This is a genomic window from Wolbachia endosymbiont (group A) of Aleiodes leptofemur (assembly GCF_964028465.1).
Lineage (GTDB): Bacteria > Pseudomonadota > Alphaproteobacteria > Rickettsiales > Anaplasmataceae > Wolbachia > Wolbachia pipientis.
The window spans coordinates 1,033,537-1,056,516 of the sequence record NZ_OZ034782.1 but is presented as its reverse complement, the minus strand read 5'-3'; the positions used below and the strand labels follow the sequence as shown (position 1 = coordinate 1,056,516).

Below are 22,980 nucleotides of genomic sequence, written 5' to 3'. Positions count from 1 at the left end.
ACAGTTTTTTGAACATATCCTTTTAAATAGTAACCAGACTGCATTCTGTGATTTTTAGCAAAACACGATCTTTCATTTGAGCTTTCTTCAATTTAAAATAAATACAGAAAATTGCTGCCTATAGCTAAACTGACTTAGATTTACCGATAATTTGAAAAACCGTCATCCCGCTACTATATAGTTATTGATATATATTTTCTTTTAAGCTCTTGGTTTTGATCGATAAATGTAATCATTTCATCTTCTAAAGTTTTAATTTGATTACGTAAAATTGCAAGAAGTTCCTCTATTTGTTTGATTATAGATGTATCAGTTACCTGTTGGATTTGGGTTTTTTGTATTTTTGCTATTTCTACAAGTTGGTTTCTACGAGATAATTTTTGTTTCAAGCAATCAATATTACCATTACTAACTGTTAAAGGAGTAACACGCATATCTGTATTATTAATATAACGTGAGATGATACTGCAGTCTATTTTATCAGTTTTTGTAGTAATACCAAGGCTTTTAGCATAGTCTCTCCCACCTTGGTTGAATGACGTACACCTCAAAACCATTGCTTAGTAAAGTATAGGCACATAATTTTTCGTATCCACCAGTTGCCTCAAGACCAATTTTGGTTACATTATGCAAACGTAAAAAGTCCAGCATTTCATCAATGGATTGTACATTGTTTTCAAATATTTTATAATGCTCAAGTGGGTGAATGTGGAGATCTAATTTACTTTTGCTAACATCAATGCCAGCAATAATGTTTGATGAATTCATAATTCCTCCGTAATAATAACATATACTGCATTTTCCAGCCTTATATACGAGCCTAAAAGCTCAATCAGTTGTTCGGAACTTTCAGTATAATAAACCAGAGAAGAGAACCTTGCTGAACAACGATTCTTATAATCAAGGGGCGTGACGATTCCTCTTCTCTGTGTGTCTTTAATCTCACTACTTTGATATTTATAAAGACTTGTTCTTAACATATAAGGGAAGTGTCCTCTAGGTGAGATTGTGGAGCATTCGTTGCAGCATTTGGCTGTTCAATTACGCTAGTTGATTCTTTAGGTATACTATTTCCTTCAAAATTTCCATCTTTTTATTATGTTCTCTTTAGCATTTTGAGAGTGAATTATTCTAGTTTTGATATTTAAACGTTTTGTATCTGCTGTAATGATTTCACTTCCAGTTTGCTATTCTTTACATATTGAATTGCAAGCACTAACGCTTTACTTCCGGAAGCTGTGGTGCTGTAAGCTATATTTTGCAAAATAGCAGTTCTCCTGATATCTTTGCTGTCTGAGACTGACTTTACACCTTTTGAAGTATTAATCACTAGATTTATTTTTCCATCTTTGAGCATATCAACTATGTGGGGTCTGCCTTCTCTTACTTTATTTACAGCTTGTGCAGCAATGCCGTTATTGTTCAGATACGAAGCTGTGCCTTTGGTGGCATATATTTCAAAACTCAGTTCTTTCAACATTCGTGCAACTGGCAATATATACTTTTTATCATCATCTTTTACTGAAACCAGAGCTGTTCCTTCTGTTGGTAACTTGTATTCTGCAGCCATGTGCGTTTTTGCAAGTGCAGCTTCAAATGATGAGTCAATTCCCATCACTTCTCCTGTTGATTTCATTTCAGGACCAAGTAAAGTATCAACTCCTGCAAAGCGGGTAAATGGAAAAACAGCAGCTTTAACTGCAAAATGATTGAAAGGCTTGTTTTCCTGATTCAATTTTTTACCCAAAATAACCTGAGTGGCAAGCTTTGCAATAGGAATATTTATTACCTTGGAAATAAAAGGAACGGTTCGACTAGCCCTTAAATTCACTTCAAGTATGTATACATCACTAGACCTCTTGCATAACTCGATTTCTGAAGGCAATTTTGTCGTCAAAGCTTGTCTGCGCTCCTCAAATACATTCGAGTATTCTGTGGTGCTCATCTGCACTTTTCCTAAAGATTTCTCATCACAAACAGGTTCTGCAAGAGGTCTATTCTCTTGAACAGCAAACTGAATGTTTATCAGACCTTTCACTTTTAATGCTAATGCTATTCTCTCAGTTTGGAGCTCGATCTCTTTTATTACTTCGTCACTCAATGTATTTGTCGGTATTGAGCATGTTGAATCACCAGAGTGGATACCAGCTTCTTCAATATGCTCCATGACCGCTGCAATGAAAACTTTTTCCCCATCACATACAGCATCAACGTCAACCTCAACTGCATTGACTAAAAATTTATCAAGAAGCAGCGAACCATGCTCAAAGATTTTAGTTTGATCTAAGACGTACTCTTTAAAGCTCTGAGTATCGTGTCTAATCGACATAGACTGACCGCCGAGGACATATGATGGCCTGACTACTAGTGGAAACCCCACCTTTTCTGCGTTGGTTAACGCTTCTTCTACTGAATGGCAGATAGAATTTTCAGGTTGTTTTAAATTAAGTTGCAAAGCAAGGTTTTTAAACCTCATGCGATCTTCTGCAAGGTCAATAGAATCAAACGAAGTTCCCAAAATTTTGAAACCTCTCTCGTTAAGCACTTTGGCTAACTTTAAAGGTGTTTGACCACCTATTTGAACTATTACACCAACCAGTGTGCCATTTTCTTGCTCTTTACTTAGTATTTCAAGCACATCCTCTGCAATGAGTGGTGCAAAATATAAACGATCAGCGGTATCGTAGTCAGTTGAGACAGTTTCGGGATTACAGTTGATCATTATTGTTTCATACCCCATTTCTTTGGCGGCAGAAGCTGCATGTACGCATGCATAATCAAACTCAATACCTTGACCAATGCGATTTGGACCACTTCCTAAAATGACAACCTTTTCTCGGTCAGAAATATTCGCCTCACATTCCGTTTTATTTTCAACATCACCCTCATAGCAGCCATACATATAAGCAGTGCTCGATTCAAATTCAGCTGCACAGGTGTCTACGCGTTTATAAACTTGTTTAATGCCAAATTTTTTTCTTATTTCTTCGATTTGTTTTACTCGATCTCCAGCGTATAACGCTGGCTGGATCCCAGTGTCACGCACTGGGATGACATTAGAGGGTACTGGGATGACAGAGGTAGGTCTATTACTTAACTTTGCCAATCTTGCATCTGAAAATCCCATTTTTTTCATCTCTAACATTTCGTACGCAGTTCCAGGAAATCCATTTTCCTTGATTTTTTGTTCAGTTAATATAATTTGCTGTATATTTTGCAGAAACCATAAGTCATATCCTGTAATCGAATTTATTTCTTCTATGCTAATTCCGTGGCGCATTGCGTCAGCAGCAATCAGTAATCTGTTTGGTAGCAATTTTGCTAATTGAGATTTTACGTGATCAATATCAATGTTCTCAGGAAATACTTCATCAAGTCCTGTAAGATCAGTTTCAAGTGAACGAAAAGCTTTCTGCAGTGACTCATTAAAAGTGCGGCCTATAGACATTACTTCTCCCACTGATTTCATGGAGGTTGATAGTTCACAATTCGTTCCTTTAAATTTCTCAAACTCAAATCGAGGAATTTTAGTGACGATATAATCAATCACTGGTTCGAATGCTGCTGGTATTATTGGAGCACAGTCATTACGTATTTCGTCGAGCGAATAGCCAATAGCAAGTTTAGTTACAACTTTTGCAATAGGATAGCCTGTTGCTTTCGAAGCAAGTGCAGAAGAGCGAGAAACCCTTGGATTCATCTCAATCACAACGAGGCTTCCATCTTCTTTAGGATTCACTGCAAATTGAACATTTGCACCACCGGCACTAACATCAATTTCTCTCAGCACTGCTATAGATGCATTTCTCATCTGTTGGTATTCTACGTCACGCAGAGTCAAAGCAGGAGCAACAGTTATGCTATCCCCAGTGTGCACTCCCATCGGATCAACATTTTCTATCGAACAGACTATTATGCAGTTATCTTTACAATCGCGGATAACTTCCATTTCATATTCTTTCCAGCCGATAATTGATTCATCTATCTGAACTTCATTTATTGGCGAAATTTTGAGAGCACTTTCTGCGATATTGAAAAACTCCTCTTTATTATATGCTATGCCGCTACCTGCACCACCAAGGGTGAATGACGAGCGGATGATTGCTGGTAATCCAATGTAATCCAAAGCCTTTCTTATTTGTTCTTGATTTTTTATAATGATACTTTTGGGGTATTTTAGCCCTATTTTATCCATGGACTGACGGAATAACTCTCTATCCTCTGCTTTTTTTATTGCTTCTCTATTTACCCCTATTAATTCTACGTTGTATTTGTCTAACACTCCATCATCTGCAAGTTTTATTGCACAATTGAGCGCTGTTTGCCCGCCCATTGTTGGCAATATTGCGTCTGGCCTCTCCTTAATTATAATTTTCTCTATGATTTCAGGCAGCACCGGCTCAATATAAGTTGCATCAGAAAACTCAGGATCTGTCATTATAGTTGCGGGGTTGGAGTTAACTAAAATGACTTTATAACCTTCACTTTTTAATACTTTACAGCTTTGCGTTCCGGAATAATCAAACTCGCATGCCTGACCTATAACTATTGGGCCTGCTCCTATTACTAATATAGATTCTATATCTGTGCGTTTCGGCATAATTACAATAACGGTCTCTATTCAAGTAATGTTACCAATCTTTCCTGTATATGTGAATTTTTATTAAACCTATTAGCTAATTACTTTTAGGCTTGACGCATAACTGTACGAACATTGCAATTTGCGTGGCAGATTCCAGTGCTTGACACACAGCTGTACAAACATTCATTTTTGAAGGTAAATTGCACAGCAAATGATGTCATTCAAGTAGCTGACACTGGTTCCTTTATGACGGCAGTGCCCAGAGGTGTCATCCCAGTCTGGGATCCAGAAAACTTAACTTTAAATAAGTGGCTGCATAATAAAGACTAGATTCCAGACTGGAATGACACCATAGAGGCACTGGGATGACATCCTTCCTAGTGGAGATTACTCTCAAATCACAATGTTCATACAGTTGTGGGCTTAACGGTATCTTTGCAGATACTATGGTAATTTATTCGGGAGATTTGCTGAGCGGTAAGATTTTTCCTGATATGCTGCAGTCTTCAGAAGCTAATTCCACAAATTTATCTGTTAGTTTATCAGGTGACACCAATTCAGATCCAGGAAATGCCTGCTCACTACCCACAGGTCCTTCCGTGTATACAGCATTTACACATAATTTTGTATGTTTTGTCTCAGATGCATATATCTGCACCATTATTTCTAGTGCAACTTTACTTGCAGCATACGGCATCCAATATGGATAAGAGGAAGGAGAAAGTGTCACTTCTGAGGTCATGAATATCGCTCTTCCAGCATTAGACTTTTTTAGCATTGGATCTAAGTTTTTTAGTAAGTACCAATTGGCAGTAAAATTTGTATTCATTACGTTCTGTAGCTCTTCAATCTCACAGTCATGAATGGGGTTCAGTTTGCCTAAAATTCCAGCACACGCAACTAATATATCAAGTGCTCCAGATTCTGATAATTTCAGGCTTTCTATCATGTTTGTCAGTATCTTTACATTCTCAAAGTCTAAAAGATCAAGCTGAATTAGTTTCACAGAGCCTTCTTTAAATTCTTCAAGCTCTTCAATTTCATTATATAGTGGCTTGAGATTATCAAGAGATCTTGAAATCAGAATCACACATGCACCTTCTCTTATAAACCTTTTTGCAACAGCAGAGCCTACTCCACCTGAAGCTCCGGTGATTAAAGCTACTTTACCTTCTAACTTACCCATTTCTTTCTCCTTAGCGAGATCCATTGAAATATTTTAGCTGAAAATTGAATTTTGCTCCATATATAAAAATCAAACTTAGCATATAAAAAAATAGTAATGACACTACCACACCACCTAAACTTCCATATATCAAATCCAGTTGGTCAAAGGAAGCTTTTAAGTATTGCTTAAAAGCTGAAGCAGAAATCGTCCAAAGAATAACAGCTACACAAGATCCAGGAAATACGTCTGATAAATTTTGTTTTATGTTTGGCAACATAAAATATAGCCAAGAGACTACTGTGAAAAGTACAAATTCAATGAGTAGGTATTTAGTGTAACTTAGTCCATGATAGGAAAAATCAATTAGCATTGGCACTAATGTAGAGAACACTATAGTTAGAGTTATAATAAGCGTGATTACTAAAAATTGTAATATACTTAGTACTCTTCTGAATATATAAGGCGGCGAAACCGGAACTTTATAGGCCTTATTGAGTATTGTTCTAAGCCCTTCAATTGTCGATGAAGCGGTCCAAACAGCACCTACAATTGCTAAAGTTAGTAAGCTTTGCGGCGGGCCTGATATTATCTCTCTGATACGCGGCATCAAAGATGATAAAATATCCTGTGGCATGTTATCAATGATAAATACCCAGCCAATGTTGTACTGGTCTAAAAAATTTGCGAATGTTGACGCCACAGCCATTAAAACGATGAGAAAAGGAAATATTGATAACAGAATTAAAAATGATAAATACCCTGCATGCTCCACTCCATCATTATAAATTGTGTCAATCAAAGCACGATAAAGACAATAAACAATACCGTAAAATTTCTGTAGCATGTAATATAAACGAACCAAGAAAAGTATTCTAAATGAAATAAAGGATACTTTTAAGCAAAAAATCCTCACCATTTACTTAAATTTAATCAAAGGGATAGATAATTTAACATAGAACAGGAATTATAGGAGGCGTAATGAAAAAATTTCTTCTACTTGTGGCTTTAATTCTCTCCTTTGCGTTTGATGCAAATACTAATGAGCTAGATGCAACGTCAGCAGTGATATGCAAAATAATGAGCTATACTCACGGCATAGGTGGACCGATGATTACGATAGTGATAATAGGTGCAGCTTTGCTTGCGATATTCGGTAGAATGCCGTGGCCAGCACTTTTTGCACTCGGTGCATTTACTGCTGTGTTTTTTGGTGCTCCTGCCGTTGTTTCAAAAATAGCACCAACTACAGCAAGTAAGTGCGAGACGTGTGATGCTGGGAAAACATTGAAACCTGATGCAGATGGAAAATATACTTGTCAGTGAAAAGCATTGAGTAAATGGTACTTACTGCATCATTTACTCAAATTTAATCAAAATGATAGATAATCCAGCGTTAAATAGAAATTATCGGAGGCATAATGAAAAAATTTCTTCTACTTGTGGCTATAATTCTCTCCTTCGCATTTGATGCGCGTGCTGATGAAACGTCAACAGTGATATGCAAAATAGTACAATATACCCAAGGTATAGGCGGGCCGATGATCACGATAGTGATAATAGGTGCAGCATTGCTTGCGATATTTGGGAGAATGCCGTGGCCAGCGCTTTTTGCACTCGGTGCATTTACTGCCGTGTTCTTTGGTGCTCCTGCAGTTGTTTCAAAAATAACACCAGATGGTACGTTTTGTCAGAATGGTGCGATTGCTTGCCCTACTGGTAAAACGTTGACTAATGGTAAATGTACATAATAGGTATCACAGCCTCAAAGAAATTTTAAGTAAATGATACTTCTTGTATCATTTACTTAAATTTAATCAATGCGATAGACAATACAGCGTTAAATAGAAATTATCGGAGGCGTAATGAAAAATTTTCTTCTACTTGTGGCGTTAATTCTCTCCTTTGCGTTTGATGCGCGTGCTGATCTAGATGCAACATCAGCAGTGATATGCAAAATAATGAGCTATACTCACGGCATAGGTGGACCGATGATCACAATAGTGATAATAGGTGCAGCATTGCTCGCGATATTTGGGAGAATGCCGTGGCCAGCGCTTTTTGCGCTCGGTGCGTTTACTGCTGTGTTTTTTGGTGCTCCCGCAGTTGTTTCAAAAATAGCACCAGATACAGCAAGCAAGTGCGTGCCGTGTACGGGTACTAAAACATTAAAAGAGGATCCTGCGGGATCAGGAATTTATAAGTGTGGTTAAAAAGTATTAGGTAAATGATGCTTCTTGTATCATTTACTTAAATTTAACTAAAGTGAAGTAGTGTAAAGTAAAAATTATCGGAGGCGTAATGAAAAATTTTCTTCTACTTGTAGCTTTAATTCTCTCCTTCGCATTTGATGCACATGCTGATGCAACATCAGGAGTAATATGCAAAATAGTAAGCTATACTCATGGTCTAGGCGGACCGATGATCACAATAGTAATAATAGGTGCAGCTTTGCTTGCAATATTTGGCAGGATGCCATGGCCAGCGCTTTTTGCACTCGGTGCATTTACTGCTGTATTTTTTGGCGCTCCTGCAGTTGTAAAGGCAATAACAGGAAAAGAGACGACTTGCACCCAAGCAGGATGTACCTCTGCCGCTAATGGAGGAACTTGGGATCCAACTAAGAAAGAATGTACCCTTCCATAAACCTGTACTGAAGTTCTCTTTATGTTTTCACTTGAAAGTGGTCAAGCTGACCACTTTCAGTGTCTATGATTACCTAATAAATTCTTTTTCTGTAATCATATCAGTTAAAGTCTGGATTCCAGCGTCACGCGCTGGAATGACAAGGCTTATCGTCATGTCACCGCGAACCGTCATACCGCGATTCATTCGCGGTATCTCAGCCGCTAACAAGAGATCCCGCTAACAAGTAGCGGGATGACGGTTGTCGTTTAGCCATAAATATTTAAGAAATTTACCAAACGAAAAAGAAGGCAAAAGAAGCCCTGGTCATTGTCTATTTTCAGTATTGGCGTTTTTTAAGTCTTAAACACTGCAATTTAGCTGCTTTTGAATGCAACTCACCTTAGTTTGAATGTTTAAGAAATTTACTAAGCAGAAAAAAAGGCAAAAGAAACCCCGTGTTAGCTAGTTGTCACTCTCTAATCCTGCAAAATCGGCGTACTATACTGTCTTAAACGACTTATAAGCGCGTTTCAGCTTATATAGGTAAAAACCCAGAAATGTTGTGAAGACATAAGGTGCACATAGTGTAAAAAATTAAAAATAAGACGCCAACTACGTTGTTTTCTTGCTGTTTAATCTGCACAGATGAAGATAACTGAATACCTTCAGTATCATGATAAGGGGGCTGGCGAGGTTTGTCAAGGAAGTTTTGCATTTAATTCATTTGATAATTCAAAAAACTTGAAAGAATAAAGATAGCTATTGAAATTATCTTGATTTACATCAGTTATCCAAGTTTGACATTGAATACTTAACACTTCCTCCATTAACGCCTTTCTGTAATGTTTATCCAGATGAGACATTATATCATCAAGTAGAAGAAGTGGTGCCTTATTGTAATGAATACACCTTGCTTTTACACTGGATAAAATAATAGAAAGCAGTAATAACTTTTGTTCTCCAGTGGAGCACAGATTTATTGGTACGTTTCTTTTTTGACAAAAAACCCGAAAATTATCGTTATGCACACCAAAGGTTACTCTACCAGTCAATGAATCTTTTTCTCTGTTTTCCTTTAGACGATTCTGAAAATATTCTGCAGTATCGTCCAAAGTTAGCTGGCTGCTGAATTTCAAACTTGCCTTCGGAAAAAACTCACTGGAATGGTTATCAATTGTGTCTTGTAGTGTCTTTAAAACAGACGATCGCATACGTAAAATACTAACTGCATTAACGGCCATTATGTTTTCAAGACTAGAGAGCCAATTTTCGTCCAAGGTGTTCTCTCTCAACAGTTTACTTCGCTCACGTTTAGCTTTTCTGTGTTTCATGTAGCAGCAAGTGTAATTTTCCTCAAACAGTGAGACTATACGGTCTAAAAATTTTAATCTGTCACTTGGAGAATTGAGAAGAACATAGTCCATTTGTGGAATCAGCCATATTACATTGGATATCTTATACAAAGATGAATAACTCGATTGCGTTTTTCCATCAATTTGTATTAGTTTCTTATCAAAACTCTTTGTGATACCAATTGAATTAAAATCCATTCCATTAAAAAAATCATAGTGCACTACCCAATCTTCATTACTGAATCTATTTTGTATCTCACTGGCTTTTGCTTTTTTCATTCCATTGCTTTTAGCAAGCAACGAGATTGCTTCAAGTATATTAGTTTTACCAATACCGTTTTTGCCAGTTATTACAACTGAGCTATCATCTGAATCCAGTTCAAAGTTTGAGTGGCTACGAAAATTATGTAATTTCAGCTTTTTTATGTAGCAATGGGTAGCCATTAACCTATTCTTTAGTTTATATTCTCTTTACTTCTTCCAGAACCTCATCAACATGTCCACTAACTTTTACATTTTTCCAGATCTTCACTATTTTACCTTTTTTATCTATTAAAAAAGTAGTGCGTTCTATTCCCATATACTTTTTGCCAAACATACTTTTCTCTACCCAAACACCATATTTTCCCAACATTTCAGCATTCTCATCAGAAACTAAAGAAAACGGCAGAGAATATTTTGCTTTGAAGTTAGTGTGACACTTAACACTATCTTTTGATACACCAATTATCACTGTGTCAAGGAAAGAAAAATCATCTATTTTATCTCTAAAGCCTTTTGCCTCCATTGTACAACCCGGAGTATCGTCTTTAGGATAAAAATAAAGAACTACATTTTTTTTATCAAAAAATTCACTCAGTGATAAATTTTCACCAGAATCTGCTGGCAAGCTAAAATCGGGTGCATTATTTCCTACTGCTAATTCCATACCTTGCTCCATTAATAACACTTCCATCTATAGTAGTATATTGTAGTCAGAGTATCAAATTTTATATATAGCTAACAGATAAGATTCTTGATGGGGGCTTATTGATGAATTTCTGCCTACCTTCTCGGCTTGCCGCTTTTGATAAAGTGTGGTTTTCGTCTGATGTAAGGCCATATCAAATAGATCCTATTAAAAATCAATCGAATCTTCACATGTTTGTTCTTCATAAAAGAAGTTCAATGTTATCGTAGTACCAAGTTTTGCTTCACTTTTAATGTCAAAAGTTCCACCCATTAACTCTACTAATTTCTTGCTTAGCGGCAATCCGATGCCCGTACCTTCGTTTCTATACCACGAATCTGCTTGGCCAAAAACAGACATAACTTTATATATGTCCTGCTGCATTATTCCTATTCCATTGTCATGAAACTCAATAGTTAATAAGTTTTTTTCTATATTTTCTTTTATCACCATTCTTATTAAACCATCTTTGGGAGTAAACTTGATTGAGTTTGATAATAAATTTATTATAACTTGTTTCATTCTCTTGGGATCTGCAATGACTAATAATTGTTTATTAGTCATCTCTTTTTTTAAATTAATCCCGGCTTCTTTTAATTTAGGTAATAGCATATTTACGCATGAATCCATTATTTTGTTCAGGTTAAACTTCACTTTTTCTACTGTTAAACTACTTGATTCAGCTTTAGAAAAATCGAGCACATCATTAATTAAGGTAAGTAAGTGTGTTCCTGCATTATATATATCGTCTGCATACTCCTTGTATTGAGAATTATCCATTGAACCTAAAGTTTTATTTTTGATCAACTCCGCAAATCCAATAATAGCATTAAGAGGTGTGCGTAATTCATGTGTAACGCTTGCAAAAAACTTTAGCTTGTTTGCATTTTCTTGCTCTAATGTCTCTTTTATCTGCTGTAATTCAATGTTAGTTTTATGTTGCTTGGCTAGCATTTGGGTATTAGAAAAGTGCAAATAGAACATTATTAATATTAAGATTATTAATAATAGGCCCAAAAATGTTAAAAACAGGCCATATGCTATAACATAAGAATTATTGTAGTTTCGAAGAATCTTCAAAAAAAACGACGGTTTAACGCTATTTTCATGGAATATAGGGAAAATAGAAGTTAATGTATTTCCTGTAGTATAAAATATTTCTTGGTTACTTAATAGTTTATCAATTTCATCGTTTGTAAGTAACTGTTCATAACCATAATCTTGAGTGTTAAAATTACTGAATATTATTCTGCCGTTTTGATCATACAGTATTAAGCTGAAATCCTTTACTTTGCTCACTGATTGTAATAATTCAGCACGTAGTTTTACTAGTTGGTTTATGTAGTCAAAATTTTTGTATTTAATGTGATGCTTTTCTATTAGTAAATAATGGTATTTTTTTATTATGCCATTTTCCAGTACGCTTTTTAAGTTTACACTTGAATCACGGTAAGAAGAAAGGAAATTACTCCTTAGTAAATGATTACAATATATCACACTGAATAAAATCATAAAGATCGATGAGAGTAATACAATAACTTTTGTGTATTTGTTTTTCTTCAACGCAGAAAACATCAATTTACCTAGCTTATACATATCCTTCTTATTGTGAAACAACGGTTTTTATGTTATTAATAATAAAATTTAGCATATAATATTTTATGACAATTTCTCCTATTTTGCCAGTTTATTCTCCTGTTAATATAAATTTTTCTCATGGCAAAGGTATCTACCTATATGATGTTGATGGTGAGCGCTACGTAGATTTTCACTCCGGAATAGCCGTTAGTAGCTTAGGTCACACTAATTCGCGATTAATTAGTGCTCTTAAATTGCAAGGAGAAAAATTATGGCATATATCAAATACCTATAATATACCTGCTGCCAATAATTTTGCAGAAAAATTAATAAACAATAGTTTCGCTGACACTGTATTTTTCTCAAATTCTGGATCAGAGGCAGTAGAATGTGGACTTAAGATTGCTAGGATCTATCAAAATGGAAAAGGCAATAAAAATCGTCACAGAATTTTAACATTTCATGGTGCATTTCATGGAAGAACCTTTTTAACTTGTGCTACAAACGATAAACAGAAATTTTCTGAATTACTAAATCCCTACATTGATTGGTGTGATAACATCGAGCACAATATTGAGAGCGTAAAGAAAGCAATTTCAAGTGGTATAGGCGTTATATTAATAGAACCAATACAAGGGCAAGGTGGTATCAAAGTAATGAATGAAGTCTTTATGAAAGAACTAAGAAGGCTGTGTGATGAAAATGACATATTGTTATTTTTTGATTGCGTACAATGCGGGGCTGGTAGGACAGGAAAATTATTCGCATACGAACATATAGGAGTGGAACCTGATATATGTGCTCTTGCAAAGGGAATAGGCGGGGGGTTTCCGCTGGGGGCTTGTCTTGCAACTGAAAAGGCTGCTAAATATATGGCAGTTGGTATGCACGGTTCCACTTTTGGTGGCAATCCGCTTGCAACCTCAGTAGGTAATGCTGTGCTCGAAGAATTGCTCAGCCCCGGCTTTTTGAAAAATGTTGAAATTAGAGGTAAATACTTAAAAAATAAACTAGAAGACTTAGCAAGTAAATTTCCAATAATAGAGGAAGTAAGAGGGAAAGGGTTAATGCTTGGAATAAAAGTGAAAGCAGACAATCAAAAGTTTGCAGAAGAGTTAAGTCATCGCGGCTTGCTTACTGTTGGGGTAACATCAGATAACGTTGTGAGAATTTTACCTCCACTCATTATCACTGAAAAAGAGATTGATGAAGGCATCGAGATTTTGACTCAATATTTATCTGAGAAATCTTCTGATTAGATACTTGCATTAATATGAACGACAATCTGGTATGCTTAGGAATTATTACCTCTCCTCACGGAATTAAAGGAGCTGTTAAAGTAAAAACCTTTACTGAAAAGCCTGAAAATATCTCCTTATATGGTAAGCTAATAAGTGGTGATGAGAATTATAAAATAGACTCAGTATCCGTCATAGGTGATAATTTAGTAATAGCTACAATAAGCGGAGTAAATTCCCGTAATGAAGCAGAGCTTTTAAGGAATAAGAAGCTATATATAGAAAGAAGCAAGTTACCAGAGCTAAATGATGAGGATGAATTTTACCAAAGTGACCTTGTAGATATGGAAGTAAGGCTGAAAAGTAATGAATTATATGGCTATGTAAAATCTGTGTATAATTTCGGCTCAGGGGATATATTAGAAATTTTAGTTATCAGCACAAAAAAACGTATTATGCTGTCTTTCACTAAAGAGATATTTCCACATATAAATATAAAGGGGAGGTATATAGTATTAAATATACCAGAATTTATTGACTAATAAAGACTTTGATATTTATATAAAGCTATTTATAATTATAAGATCAAATTGAAAATGTAATTATGGCAGAAAGAGCTAACGATATCAGACCAGGTCAGGTGTTGGAACATAACGGCGGATTATTTTTGGTTGTAGGTATTATGCATACTCAACCTGGTAAAGGTGGTGCATACATACAAGCCGAAATGAAAAACATCAAAACCGGAGCAAAACACTATGAAAGATTTCGTTCTGATGCAACAATCAGAAGGGCAATTTTAGATGAAGAGGAATATGTTTACCTTTTCACTGAAGGAAACATTGTAAATCTTATGCATCCAAGTAATTACGAGCAAATCACTATAAATTTGGACTTATTGGGAGAAAAAAAAATTTATTTACAGGATAACATGAAAATTAAAGTTGTAGCTTATCAAGACAAAATAATTTCTGTGCATGTGCCTGATTATGTTACACTTGCTGTGAAAGAAACAGAGTCTGTTATTAAAGGACAAACTGCTACTGCTTCTTATAAGCCTGCAATTTTGGAAAACGGAATGCGCGTTAACGTGCCTCAATTTATAAAAGAAGAGGATAAAATTGTAGTATATACTCCAGGTGACAGCTATTATGAAAGAGTGAAAGAGTAAAAGGAAGAATGTCCCTCTCATCACCACGAATTAATGTGATGCTTGATTCTGTGCGTAATGCTTCCAAGCAGCTTATGCGCGATTTTAATGAATTGCAAATTTCTAATGTTAAATCAGCAGACTTTATTAATAAAACTTATTCAAAATCCAAGCAAACCATATACGATTGCTTGCACGACTACAAACGAGACTATGGTTTTATTTTTGAAGATGATACTGATCAAGAAGTAAAAGATAACACTTATACCTGGTTTATTATGCCTATAGAGGGCAGGGAGAACTTTTCTAGTTGCATGGTTTATTTTGCAGTATCAGTCTGTCTCATTCATAAAAATAAAGTTGTGGCAGCTGTAATTGATGCTCCGGCTCTTAGAGAAACTTTTTGGGCAGAAGAAAAGAAAGGTGCTTTTCTTGAGGATTTTAGATCTCGTCATGTAAAAATGCGAGTGAAAAGCCGTGAAGGGGGTCTAATAGATGTAAGTGGTAATTTGTTAAATAAATTGCTGCCTGGCAATAGTAATGTACGCTCCATAGGTTCAACAATTTTAGGCTTTGCATACCTTGCGGCAGGAAGGCACAGTGGAATAATTTACTCTGGAGTTAACAAATATAAAGCCTTGCTCGGTAGACTTTTTCTGCAAGAAAGCGGTGGAAGGCTAACGGAAGACAACGGGCTAATCATTGCTGGAGATATAAAACTATAGCTAAAGTATAGCTCTTTTTACAATAATCCGAACAGACCGTAATATGCTACTGGCCTGCTATAGCCATAAACACATATCTTATCGCATTCGGACTATTATAAGAAAGGCTATAATTTATGTTTACCTACAATTTGATAAGCGTAAAACTCGTCATTCCGCTACTTGTTAGCGGAATCCATGCTGAGATACCGCGAATAAATCGCGGTATGACGTAGGGCTGTACTAGCTATAGCATAAACAGGCTACAGAGATAGACAACTTTTCGAAAACTTTTACAAGAGATTCTGTTAAATGCTCTATCATTTCATCGGTATGATAAGGTGTAGGGGTAATACGGAAACGCTCAGTTCCTCTTGGAACTGTCGGGTAATTTATATGTTGAACATATATTCCATACTCATCAAATAATAATTTTGATGCTTTTTTGGATAACTCTGAGTTGCCAATTATTATTGGAATTATATGAGTTTCTGTTGGAATGAAGTTAATTCCTGCATTTCTCAGTGAGTTTTTTACTTTTTCAACGACTTGCTTTTGCTTTTCCCTTTCAATGTTGCTCGATTTTAGGTGCTCAACGCTTGCCTTTGCTGCCGCTGCTAAAACAGGCGACATAGCAGTGGTAAAAATAAATCCTGGAGCGGAACTTCTTATTACATCTACCAAGCTCTTTGAAGACGCTATATACCCACCCATCACTCCAAAAGCCTTTGATAGTGTACCTTGAATAACGGTTATTCTATCCATCAGACCTTCTCTTTCTGCAATTCCGCCACCATGTGAACCATACATACCAACTGCGTGCACCTCATCCAAATAGGTAATTGCATTATGTTGATCTGCCAGGTCGCATATTTCTTTAAGCGGAGCTACATCACCATCCATTGAATATACGGATTCAAGTACTATGATTTTTGGTGTCTTTTTGTCTATAGACTTAAGTAGCTGCTCTAGATGATTAACATCATTGTGTTTAAATATATGTTTTGGCCTTTTTCCTGATTTTATGCCTTCTATCATCGAAGAATGGTTCTTCTCGTCTGAAAAAATTACTACGCCCGGAATAACAGACGATAAAGTGCTAAGTGTTGTCTGGTTAGCGAGGTAGCCACAAGCAAAAGTTAAAGCAGCCTCTTTTTTATGCAAACAAGCTAAGGATTTTTCAAGTTCAACAACCTCTTTTGTTGTACCAGATATATTTCTTGTTCCTCCAGCACCAACAGATGAATTTTGGATAGCGGCAATTACACTCTCATTTTGTGACATTCCCAAATAGTTATTACTGCACCAGACTATTACTTCCCTATTTCTTTCATAGTCCATAATGTGGGGGAGCCTACCTGGTAATGACGCAAAGTGCGTAAATTCACGGTAGCGCCCCTCATCTTTTATATCTTTTATTTTATTCAAGAATATTTCTTCGTAGTTTACCAAGTCCTTATTTACCGATAATTAACATAATTATAATAAATTATTAAATGGTAAACTACTATATTTATTATACATGTACGGCAGTAGGTACTTTCCCCGTGTTGAAAGATTTTTCAACCTCGTTGTTTTCAACTTGGCTTTTAGGTGTACAGTAGTATATAATTGCAGCGGCAACCAGACAACAAGCTCCAACTGCTATTCCTGCAGCTAGCATTTCCAAATAAACTGCAATAGCTACTCCTGAAACAACTCCAGCTACTGCTAACGTCCATGTAGCTATGGTAGGCCACTTACTCTTTTGCGTATTTTGTGTTGCAGTAATAGAGGTTGATTGATTGTTTATAGCACTAGTTTTTTCTACTGCTGCAGGCTTTTCCTTACTGTTAATAACACCTCCAATTGTAGACACATTGTCAGCATTCGAAGAAACTTCACTTACCCCCAACTTCTTTTCACAACCCGTAATTTCTGGAGTTGTGGTAAGTGTACTATTGCTTCCGGTATTATTAGAACTTGTAAATTGGTCTCCTGAATTTGGCAAATCGTTGTTCAGTGAAATATTAACATTACCTTGTTTTGTATTATGGTTTTTAATTTCTTCTACTTTACCCTTAAAGGGACCGTCTTTATTTTTTACATATTGTAGTACAAGAGTAGGAGAGTTACTTTTTAGAATATTTTCGAGTTCTTCTCTTGAGTTAGTACTGGTTTTGCTTATAAGTCCATCAATCTTTTTCTTAACAGGACTGGCAAGTTGCTTAACACCTTTTTTTCCGCTGCCTTTTTTGATTTCACCCTCCTCAAAATTATTAATTAAAGGCTCCTGCGTTGAAACCCCTGTGTTATTTAAGATAGCATTTTCTTCCTCCCCTGCAAGAACATTTTTTTCTGTCTGTTGACTGCCAGCACTTTTGGATTTTGGGTTTCTTTGACTGCTTGGTTGATTGTTATTCTCTTCATTTACTACAGCCGTATCGCCTTTTATAACAGGTGATACTGCATTATCACTGCTGCTTCTTTTATTAACTTGTGTATTCGCTTGTGTCTGTATATTTGCTTTACTGGAAGTATTGATTAATTTACTACTTTCTAACAAATTTCTAATTAGATATAGATGACTCAAAGTATCTCTATTTTTTTGATACTCATTACGAGTCATACTTGGAGAAAGTTCCATACTTATTTTTTCAAGCTGTTCTGCAACTACTGGTAAAGCTTTCTCAAATTCTTCCTTGCATATTGCCTGAAGAGCTGCGAATTTTAGGTCAACATGCTGACATAAGGGTACAACAACTCCATAACTAGCTTCTTTTATTGCATTTCTCAGTATATTTTGTATGGTTTGCCTGACTACTTGCTGTTTATTATTGAGTATGCTTTGATAAATTTGAACATGAGCTAGAACACTGACTATAATGTCTTGACTTTCAGTATTAGACAATGCAATCAGAATTGATTCATATATTTCATCAAACTCGTTGTTTTTAGATTTATGATCAAGATAATTAATAACATCATTGCTGCATTTAGCACATTTTTCACACAAGTGCTCGATAAATGCAATATTACCAGCATCCAATGCAGTTTTCAGAATTAAATCATAAATTTCTTTTCTGCCACGAGCTCCTATGTTTTTCAGGATTTGTTGCCTTAGTATTGTAATAACTTTATCATCTGCAAATGCTTGTTCATATACATCGTAAATGGCACGATCTGCACTATTAGTGTATCGTTTGCACAGGTATTCAATGACAGATGTGTGTTCCTGGCTTATCGCAGTTTCTAACAAGGTAGCAAAGCTCTTTTTTAATAACTCTTCTGTTGAGGCTTTTTTAGTTAGCTCATTAATATATCTTTCAAATGTATCTAGCACTATCGTGATGAATTCTTCATTTTTGATCAGAGACGCTGTTTCAAGCACACCATACAAAGGATCAGGTTTACTTGTTTTTAACACCTGTCCAAAATCTCTTAAAACGTATTCGACAAAAACTGCATTTAATAATTCTTGCTCTTTTCTTAATGCTATAACTGAGAAAAAGCCAATCTTATTGGATTGGCCAAGTTGTATGGATTGATCTTTTAATTTATCATAAATCCCATCAGTATCATGGAATCTTCCTATAAAAGCTTTAACGTATTCTTGACCACCAACAAGTACAGGTAAAAGACTTAAATTTCCTTCAGCAAAAAGAAAATCCTGATATTGCTCTACTAGCTTGTCATTAGCTGCAATTGCCAATAGTACCAATTCTTTTACTGAATAATCATACTTGAAACCCTCTTGATCAAATTTATATTGTGATAGTACATTTGAATATATATGTTGATGGTTGCTTCCGTTTTGTAACTCCAAATTAAGTTGATTTGAACAGAAATCTTTGAGATTTTCATTATCCAGCGTAATAGACCTGCCTTCATAATCTTCAATATTTTGTACAACCTTGTCTAATTCTTCACAATTATCTTCTTGTATAGCTTGATTTAAGATATTTATAATCTCAGCAAAAGTTAAGTTTTTAGGAATGATACCATATGAATCTTCATCTTTTAACTCTACAGTAAACGACCTATCACAACCATCAGGAAAGTTTGCAAGTATTGCATTCTCTAAACTTAGATCTTCAGGGAATGTACTGCATGGAGTAGCTGGTATCTCTTGACTTTCGCTATCTAAAACTTCAGACTCTTCTTCAATACCTGAATCTTCAGAATCTGGTTTTTCAAAACCATGCCAACTTTTGATTAATCTTTCAGGATTTGATTGGCCATGTGAAGTTGTATCCTGTGATACAAAGTCTCTAAAACCTGGACCAAACATGTTTTACCCCTAATTAATAACTAAACTAAGTATAGCATTAAACAGAAATCTTGCCAAGCAAATTATTCAGTCTCTTAGCAAAGCTGCTCGCGTCATCCATCTCTTCGCCTTCCACGATGCAAGCTTGGTAAAACAATAAGTGAACCATGTCCTCCAATGTTGGGTTTTCACCACTTTCAGCATAAGATTTCATTATACTCTTTATTGCAGGATGCTTAGTGTTAATTTCAAGCACCTTTGGCGTGCGGTAATTTAGCTGCTTTTGTTCACGCAAAAAACGCTCCATGCGAAGATCCATAGCACCTTCATCAACCGCTAGGCATACGGGACTATCAGTCAATTTTTTGGAAATTTTTACGCTTTTTACTGAATCTCCAAGCACTGTGGTAAAATATTGCAATATAGTTTCCTCAGTTTTTTCTTCATTCGATTTGTTTTCTTCATTTTTCTTATCTTCTTCTGAAGAGAATTTTTCCAAATCAACATCAGCGCGAGTCACAGACTTAAACTTTTGATCTTTATATTCATGAATTACACTAGTCCAGAAATCATCCACTGGATCAACGAACAGAAGAACCTCCAGCCCTTTACTGACGAACCCCTCAAGTTGCGGACTGTTTTTCACTGAATCGAGGCTATTTCCGGTGAGATAATAGATATGTTCCTGCTCAGGCTTCATTCTGCTTATATAGTCATCAATGCTGACTAATTTCTCATCACCAGTACTATGAAATCTGCAAATTGAGAGTAGTGCTTCTCTCTCATCAGTTGGCATAGCTTCACAAAGACCTTCCTTTAAAACTGCACCAAAATTGGTCCAGAATTTTGTATATTCCTCTAAATTCTCTTTTGCTTTTTTACCGAGCTCTGATATCACACGCTTAGTGAGAGATTTTCTGATCTGCTCAACAACACGATTATTCTGCAGCGTTTCTCTGCTGATATTAAGAGGCAAGTCCGGTGAATCAACCACGCCTTTCAGAAAACGCAAGTATTGTGGTATAATCTGTACGTTATCTTCAGTGATAAATACTTTATTTACATATAACTTCACAGAGCAACGTCTATCTGGATGGAATAAATCAAAAGGTTTTATAGAAGGAACATAAAGCAAATTTGTATATTCTATTGCACCTTCATTTTTATTATGCAATATCATCCAGGGCTCCCCGCCAACGTGAGCAACACTGCGGAAAAAATCGTTGTGCTCCTCTTGAGTAACGTCATTTTTTGGCTTAGTCCAAATTGCAGCCTTACTGTTTAACTTTTCACTTTTTCCTTCTTCGTCTATAAATTCAGCAGGAAAATTTATGTGATCAGAGTAAGTAGTGACAATATTTTCAACACGAAATTTATCTAAAAACTCGTTTTCTTCAGGATGCATAATGAGCGTAATTTTGGTTCCGCGAGGGACTTGATTATCTGACTTGCTGATTGAATATTCCCCATCCCCTTTGGATTGCCAGATCCAAGACTCCTCTTCTCCAGCTTTTCTCGATTCTACTATTACTTCTGATGCAACCATAAAGCTTGAGTAAAAACCAACACCAAACTTCCCAATCAGCTCCACAGTTTGGCTTGAATCCTTGCTATTCTTAATCGCATCCAAGAACTTTTGCGTACCAGAGCTTGCAATTGTACCAAGATTGTCTATTAAATCCTGTCTATTCATTCCAATGCCATTATCAGTGATATATAGCTCGTTCTTATCTTTATTGGAGCTGATAGTGATTTTTAATTCGTCACTCAAATCTAGCAAATTAGGGTTTAGTTGAGATTCATAGCGCAACTTATCACATGCATCTGATGCATTTGATATTAATTCACGCAGAAAAATGTCTTTATTGGTGTAAAGTGAATGAATCACTATATTCAGTACTTTCCCTACCTCAGCGTCAAATTTTAAATTTTCAGTTTCTTGTACATTATGCATTTTGAGCTCCATTATTTGCCTACTACCCTAATAATTTAAGTATTGAATCACGATCTTTCAAGGTCACGTACACCAAAATTAATGTGGGTGTAGTTATTATGACACCCAATTTATGGGATCTCTTGCATAACAAACTTTTGGCAGCGCATTGGATGAAACGAAAAACTTCCTTGACACCCTTCGCCAGCCCCCTTATCATGAAACTGAAGCTATTTATTTATCTTCGCAATCTCTGCAGTGGATTAATGACAAAAAAACTTAATGTATTTGGCGTAAATCATGCTTAATTTTTTGCACTATGTGCACCTCATGTCTTTATCAAATTTCTAGCTACACAAGCTGAAATACGCTATTTAAAACATCAAAAAACGCCAACTTAAAAAATGGATAGTGAATAATTAGCTACCCTAGGGTTTCTTTGCCTTTTTTTCTGTTTAGTAAATTTCTTAACGTTTATAATTTAGATTAGTTGCGGCTTAAAAGCGGCTGAGTCACGGTTATTAAGCGTTTAGAATAAAAAAACGCCATACTTGAAAGTATAGCATTTCTCATAATAGTCCGAATAGGTCATAGGAAGGCAGAATCAACAGCACGACGAAAGGATTCGAATAGAGGAATGTTTTTCCTGGCTCTGTTTTTTATAGCAAACCAATGATGCTCAATTTTGTTAAAATCTGGAGAATAAGGCGGCAGATACAAAATTTCTGCACCGACTCCTTTAGCGAGCTTGATAAGCTTATCAGACTTATGAAAAGTAGCATTATCAAGAATGACAGTTTGTCCAGGTTCTAAGATCGGTGCCAAAAATTGCTCAAACCATCCATTAAAAATATCCATATTACAGTGGCCTTCAAATGTTAATGGAGCAACTATCTTTCTTCTACTTAAGGCTGCAACCATGCTGATTCGTTGAGTTTTTTTTCCAGATTTTAGGGCATAAAATCGCTGTCCTTTCTGGCAATACCCATATGGATAGTCCTCCGTGTTATCAATCCCAGACTCATCTATATACACTAAGTTTTCTGGTTCTTTTGTTGCTATAATTTTTAAGAATTCAGCACGTTTTTCTTCGTTCCTTTCCTTGTATCCATATGTCTTTTTTTGCGCGTAAATCCAATTTTTCTGAGAGCTCGGTGGATCGTTTCGATACTAACGTTGCCCCAAAGTTTAGCCATTTCCGACAGAGTTTTTCTACCGTGTTTTTTAGCAAATTCGATAAACTTATTCCAGTCGATAATTTTCTGATTGTAACCTCCATTACCGAGTTTTTTGACTGAAAGTCGCCTGTTTCTTTTTTTCTTTGCTTCCACTCCCACAAAGTAGTTCGTCCAATTTTAAATCTTGCTGCCACTGCTTCTCTGCTTTCCCCTTCGTCTAGTGCTTCCATTGCTTTTTTTCTTAAATCATAACTATATGCTGCCGGCATCCAAC

General features: G+C 35.9%; 21 protein-coding genes and 1 pseudogene. 10 read left to right on the top strand and 12 right to left on the bottom strand.

The genetic code is table 11. The features are described 5' to 3' along the window. Positions 1-173: 173 nt before the first annotated feature. The 3 genes from ABWU67_RS05675 to carB all read right to left on the bottom strand — a co-directional run bounded on the left by ABWU67_RS05675 (position 174) and on the right by carB (position 4,600). Positions 174-557: a hypothetical protein gene (locus tag ABWU67_RS05675; RefSeq protein WP_227738615.1), complete on the bottom strand. Its 384-nt coding sequence runs from the start codon at positions 555-557 to the stop codon at positions 174-176. After that, positions 508-768, bottom strand: a complete 261-nt coding sequence (locus ABWU67_RS05670; RefSeq protein ID WP_010082049.1) for an IS110 family transposase — start codon at positions 766-768, stop codon at positions 508-510. Before ABWU67_RS05670 ends, ABWU67_RS05675 begins: the two co-directional genes overlap by 50 nt. A gap of 376 nt (positions 769-1,144) precedes the next feature. Further along, the gene (carB, locus tag ABWU67_RS05665; protein WP_341821998.1) at positions 1,145-4,600 is read right to left on the bottom strand and encodes a carbamoyl-phosphate synthase large subunit; all 3,456 of its coding nucleotides are present in this window, start codon (positions 4,598-4,600) and stop codon (positions 1,145-1,147) included. Between the two features lie 138 nt (positions 4,601-4,738). Here carB and ABWU67_RS05660 point away from each other — a divergent pair, with 138 nt between their 5' ends. Next, positions 4,739-4,912, top strand: a complete 174-nt coding sequence (locus tag ABWU67_RS05660) for a hypothetical protein (protein ID WP_167471214.1) — start codon at positions 4,739-4,741, stop codon at positions 4,910-4,912. A gap of 124 nt (positions 4,913-5,036) precedes the next feature. Here the strand turns inward: ABWU67_RS05660 and ABWU67_RS05655 are convergent, their stop codons facing one another. Both ABWU67_RS05655 and ABWU67_RS05650 read right to left on the bottom strand, forming a co-directional pair. After that, positions 5,037-5,792 carry an SDR family oxidoreductase gene (locus tag ABWU67_RS05655; protein ID WP_012673418.1) on the bottom strand — a complete coding sequence of 252 codons (756 nt, stop codon included), beginning with the start codon at positions 5,790-5,792 and terminating at the stop codon, positions 5,037-5,039. Continuing rightward, the gene (locus ABWU67_RS05650; RefSeq protein ID WP_341821999.1) at positions 5,779-6,594 is read right to left on the bottom strand and encodes a YihY/virulence factor BrkB family protein; all 816 of its coding nucleotides are present in this window, start codon (positions 6,592-6,594) and stop codon (positions 5,779-5,781) included. The genes ABWU67_RS05655 and ABWU67_RS05650 overlap by 14 nt, the downstream gene beginning before the upstream one ends. 134 nt (positions 6,595-6,728) lie before the next feature. Between ABWU67_RS05650 and ABWU67_RS05645 the strand changes: the two genes are divergently transcribed. The 4 genes from ABWU67_RS05645 to ABWU67_RS05630 all read left to right on the top strand — a co-directional run bounded on the left by ABWU67_RS05645 (position 6,729) and on the right by ABWU67_RS05630 (position 8,393). Then, positions 6,729-7,073 (top strand): TrbC/VirB2 family protein, encoded by a 345-nt coding sequence (locus ABWU67_RS05645; RefSeq protein WP_209473268.1) that lies wholly within the window; start codon positions 6,729-6,731, stop codon positions 7,071-7,073. A 95-nt stretch (positions 7,074-7,168) separates the two neighbouring features. Further along, positions 7,169-7,498 carry a TrbC/VirB2 family protein gene (locus ABWU67_RS05640; protein WP_209473270.1) on the top strand — a complete coding sequence of 110 codons (330 nt, stop codon included), beginning with the start codon at positions 7,169-7,171 and terminating at the stop codon, positions 7,496-7,498. A 114-nt stretch (positions 7,499-7,612) separates the two neighbouring features. Next, entirely contained in the window at positions 7,613-7,960 is a 348-nt protein-coding gene (locus ABWU67_RS05635; protein ID WP_341822000.1) for a TrbC/VirB2 family protein, read from the top strand. An 88-nt stretch (positions 7,961-8,048) separates the two neighbouring features. After that, on the top strand, positions 8,049-8,393 hold the full coding sequence (locus ABWU67_RS05630; protein WP_264329606.1) for a TrbC/VirB2 family protein: 345 nt from the start codon (positions 8,049-8,051) through the stop codon (positions 8,391-8,393). A 680-nt stretch (positions 8,394-9,073) separates the two neighbouring features. Here the strand turns inward: ABWU67_RS05630 and recF are convergent. The 3 genes from recF to ABWU67_RS05615 form a co-directional block, all read right to left on the bottom strand. Continuing rightward, complete coding sequence (recF, locus tag ABWU67_RS05625) at positions 9,074-10,171, bottom strand: DNA replication/repair protein RecF (protein WP_264329605.1); 1,098 nt, start codon at positions 10,169-10,171, stop codon at positions 9,074-9,076. Between the two features lie 16 nt (positions 10,172-10,187). Then, complete coding sequence (gene bcp / locus ABWU67_RS05620) at positions 10,188-10,655, bottom strand: thioredoxin-dependent thiol peroxidase (protein ID WP_010963157.1); 468 nt, start codon at positions 10,653-10,655, stop codon at positions 10,188-10,190. 189 nt (positions 10,656-10,844) lie between these two features. Then, positions 10,845-12,272 carry a sensor histidine kinase gene (locus tag ABWU67_RS05615; RefSeq protein WP_353281889.1) on the bottom strand — a complete coding sequence of 476 codons (1,428 nt, stop codon included), beginning with the start codon at positions 12,270-12,272 and terminating at the stop codon, positions 10,845-10,847. A 65-nt stretch (positions 12,273-12,337) separates the two neighbouring features. On the opposite strand from ABWU67_RS05615, the gene ABWU67_RS05610 reads away from it, so the two are divergent. From ABWU67_RS05610 to ABWU67_RS05590, 5 genes are all read left to right on the top strand, one after another. Then, on the top strand, positions 12,338-13,513 hold the full coding sequence (locus tag ABWU67_RS05610) for an aspartate aminotransferase family protein (RefSeq protein WP_353281887.1): 1,176 nt from the start codon (positions 12,338-12,340) through the stop codon (positions 13,511-13,513). A 14-nt stretch (positions 13,514-13,527) separates the two neighbouring features. Next, the gene (rimM, locus tag ABWU67_RS05605) at positions 13,528-14,034 is read left to right on the top strand and encodes a ribosome maturation factor RimM (RefSeq protein WP_006279718.1); all 507 of its coding nucleotides are present in this window, start codon (positions 13,528-13,530) and stop codon (positions 14,032-14,034) included. 62 nt (positions 14,035-14,096) lie between these two features. Further along, a complete protein-coding gene (efp, locus tag ABWU67_RS05600) occupies positions 14,097-14,663 on the top strand; it encodes an elongation factor P (protein ID WP_353281885.1) in 567 nt (188 codons plus the stop codon). 8 nt (positions 14,664-14,671) lie between these two features. Continuing rightward, a complete protein-coding gene (locus tag ABWU67_RS05595) occupies positions 14,672-15,367 on the top strand; it encodes an inositol monophosphatase family protein (RefSeq protein WP_006279720.1) in 696 nt (231 codons plus the stop codon). A 43-nt stretch (positions 15,368-15,410) separates the two neighbouring features. Then, positions 15,411-15,536: a hypothetical protein gene (locus ABWU67_RS05590; RefSeq protein WP_353281883.1), complete on the top strand. Its 126-nt coding sequence runs from the start codon at positions 15,411-15,413 to the stop codon at positions 15,534-15,536. A 53-nt stretch (positions 15,537-15,589) separates the two neighbouring features. Here ABWU67_RS05590 and hemA read toward each other — a convergent pair whose 3' ends face one another. The 4 genes and pseudogenes from hemA to ABWU67_RS05570 all read right to left on the bottom strand — a co-directional run bounded on the left by hemA (position 15,590) and on the right by ABWU67_RS05570 (position 22,975). Next, positions 15,590-16,798, bottom strand: a complete 1,209-nt coding sequence (hemA, locus tag ABWU67_RS05585) for a 5-aminolevulinate synthase (protein WP_264373642.1) — start codon at positions 16,796-16,798, stop codon at positions 15,590-15,592. A gap of 64 nt (positions 16,799-16,862) precedes the next feature. Then, complete coding sequence (locus ABWU67_RS05580) at positions 16,863-19,616, bottom strand: hypothetical protein (RefSeq protein ID WP_353281882.1); 2,754 nt, start codon at positions 19,614-19,616, stop codon at positions 16,863-16,865. A 37-nt stretch (positions 19,617-19,653) separates the two neighbouring features. Then, positions 19,654-21,549: a molecular chaperone HtpG gene (gene htpG / locus ABWU67_RS05575; protein WP_353281880.1), complete on the bottom strand. Its 1,896-nt coding sequence runs from the start codon at positions 21,547-21,549 to the stop codon at positions 19,654-19,656. A gap of 567 nt (positions 21,550-22,116) precedes the next feature. Continuing rightward, positions 22,117-22,975 (bottom strand): annotated as a pseudogene (locus ABWU67_RS05570) (IS630 family transposase). Positions 22,976-22,980 lie beyond the last annotated feature (5 nt).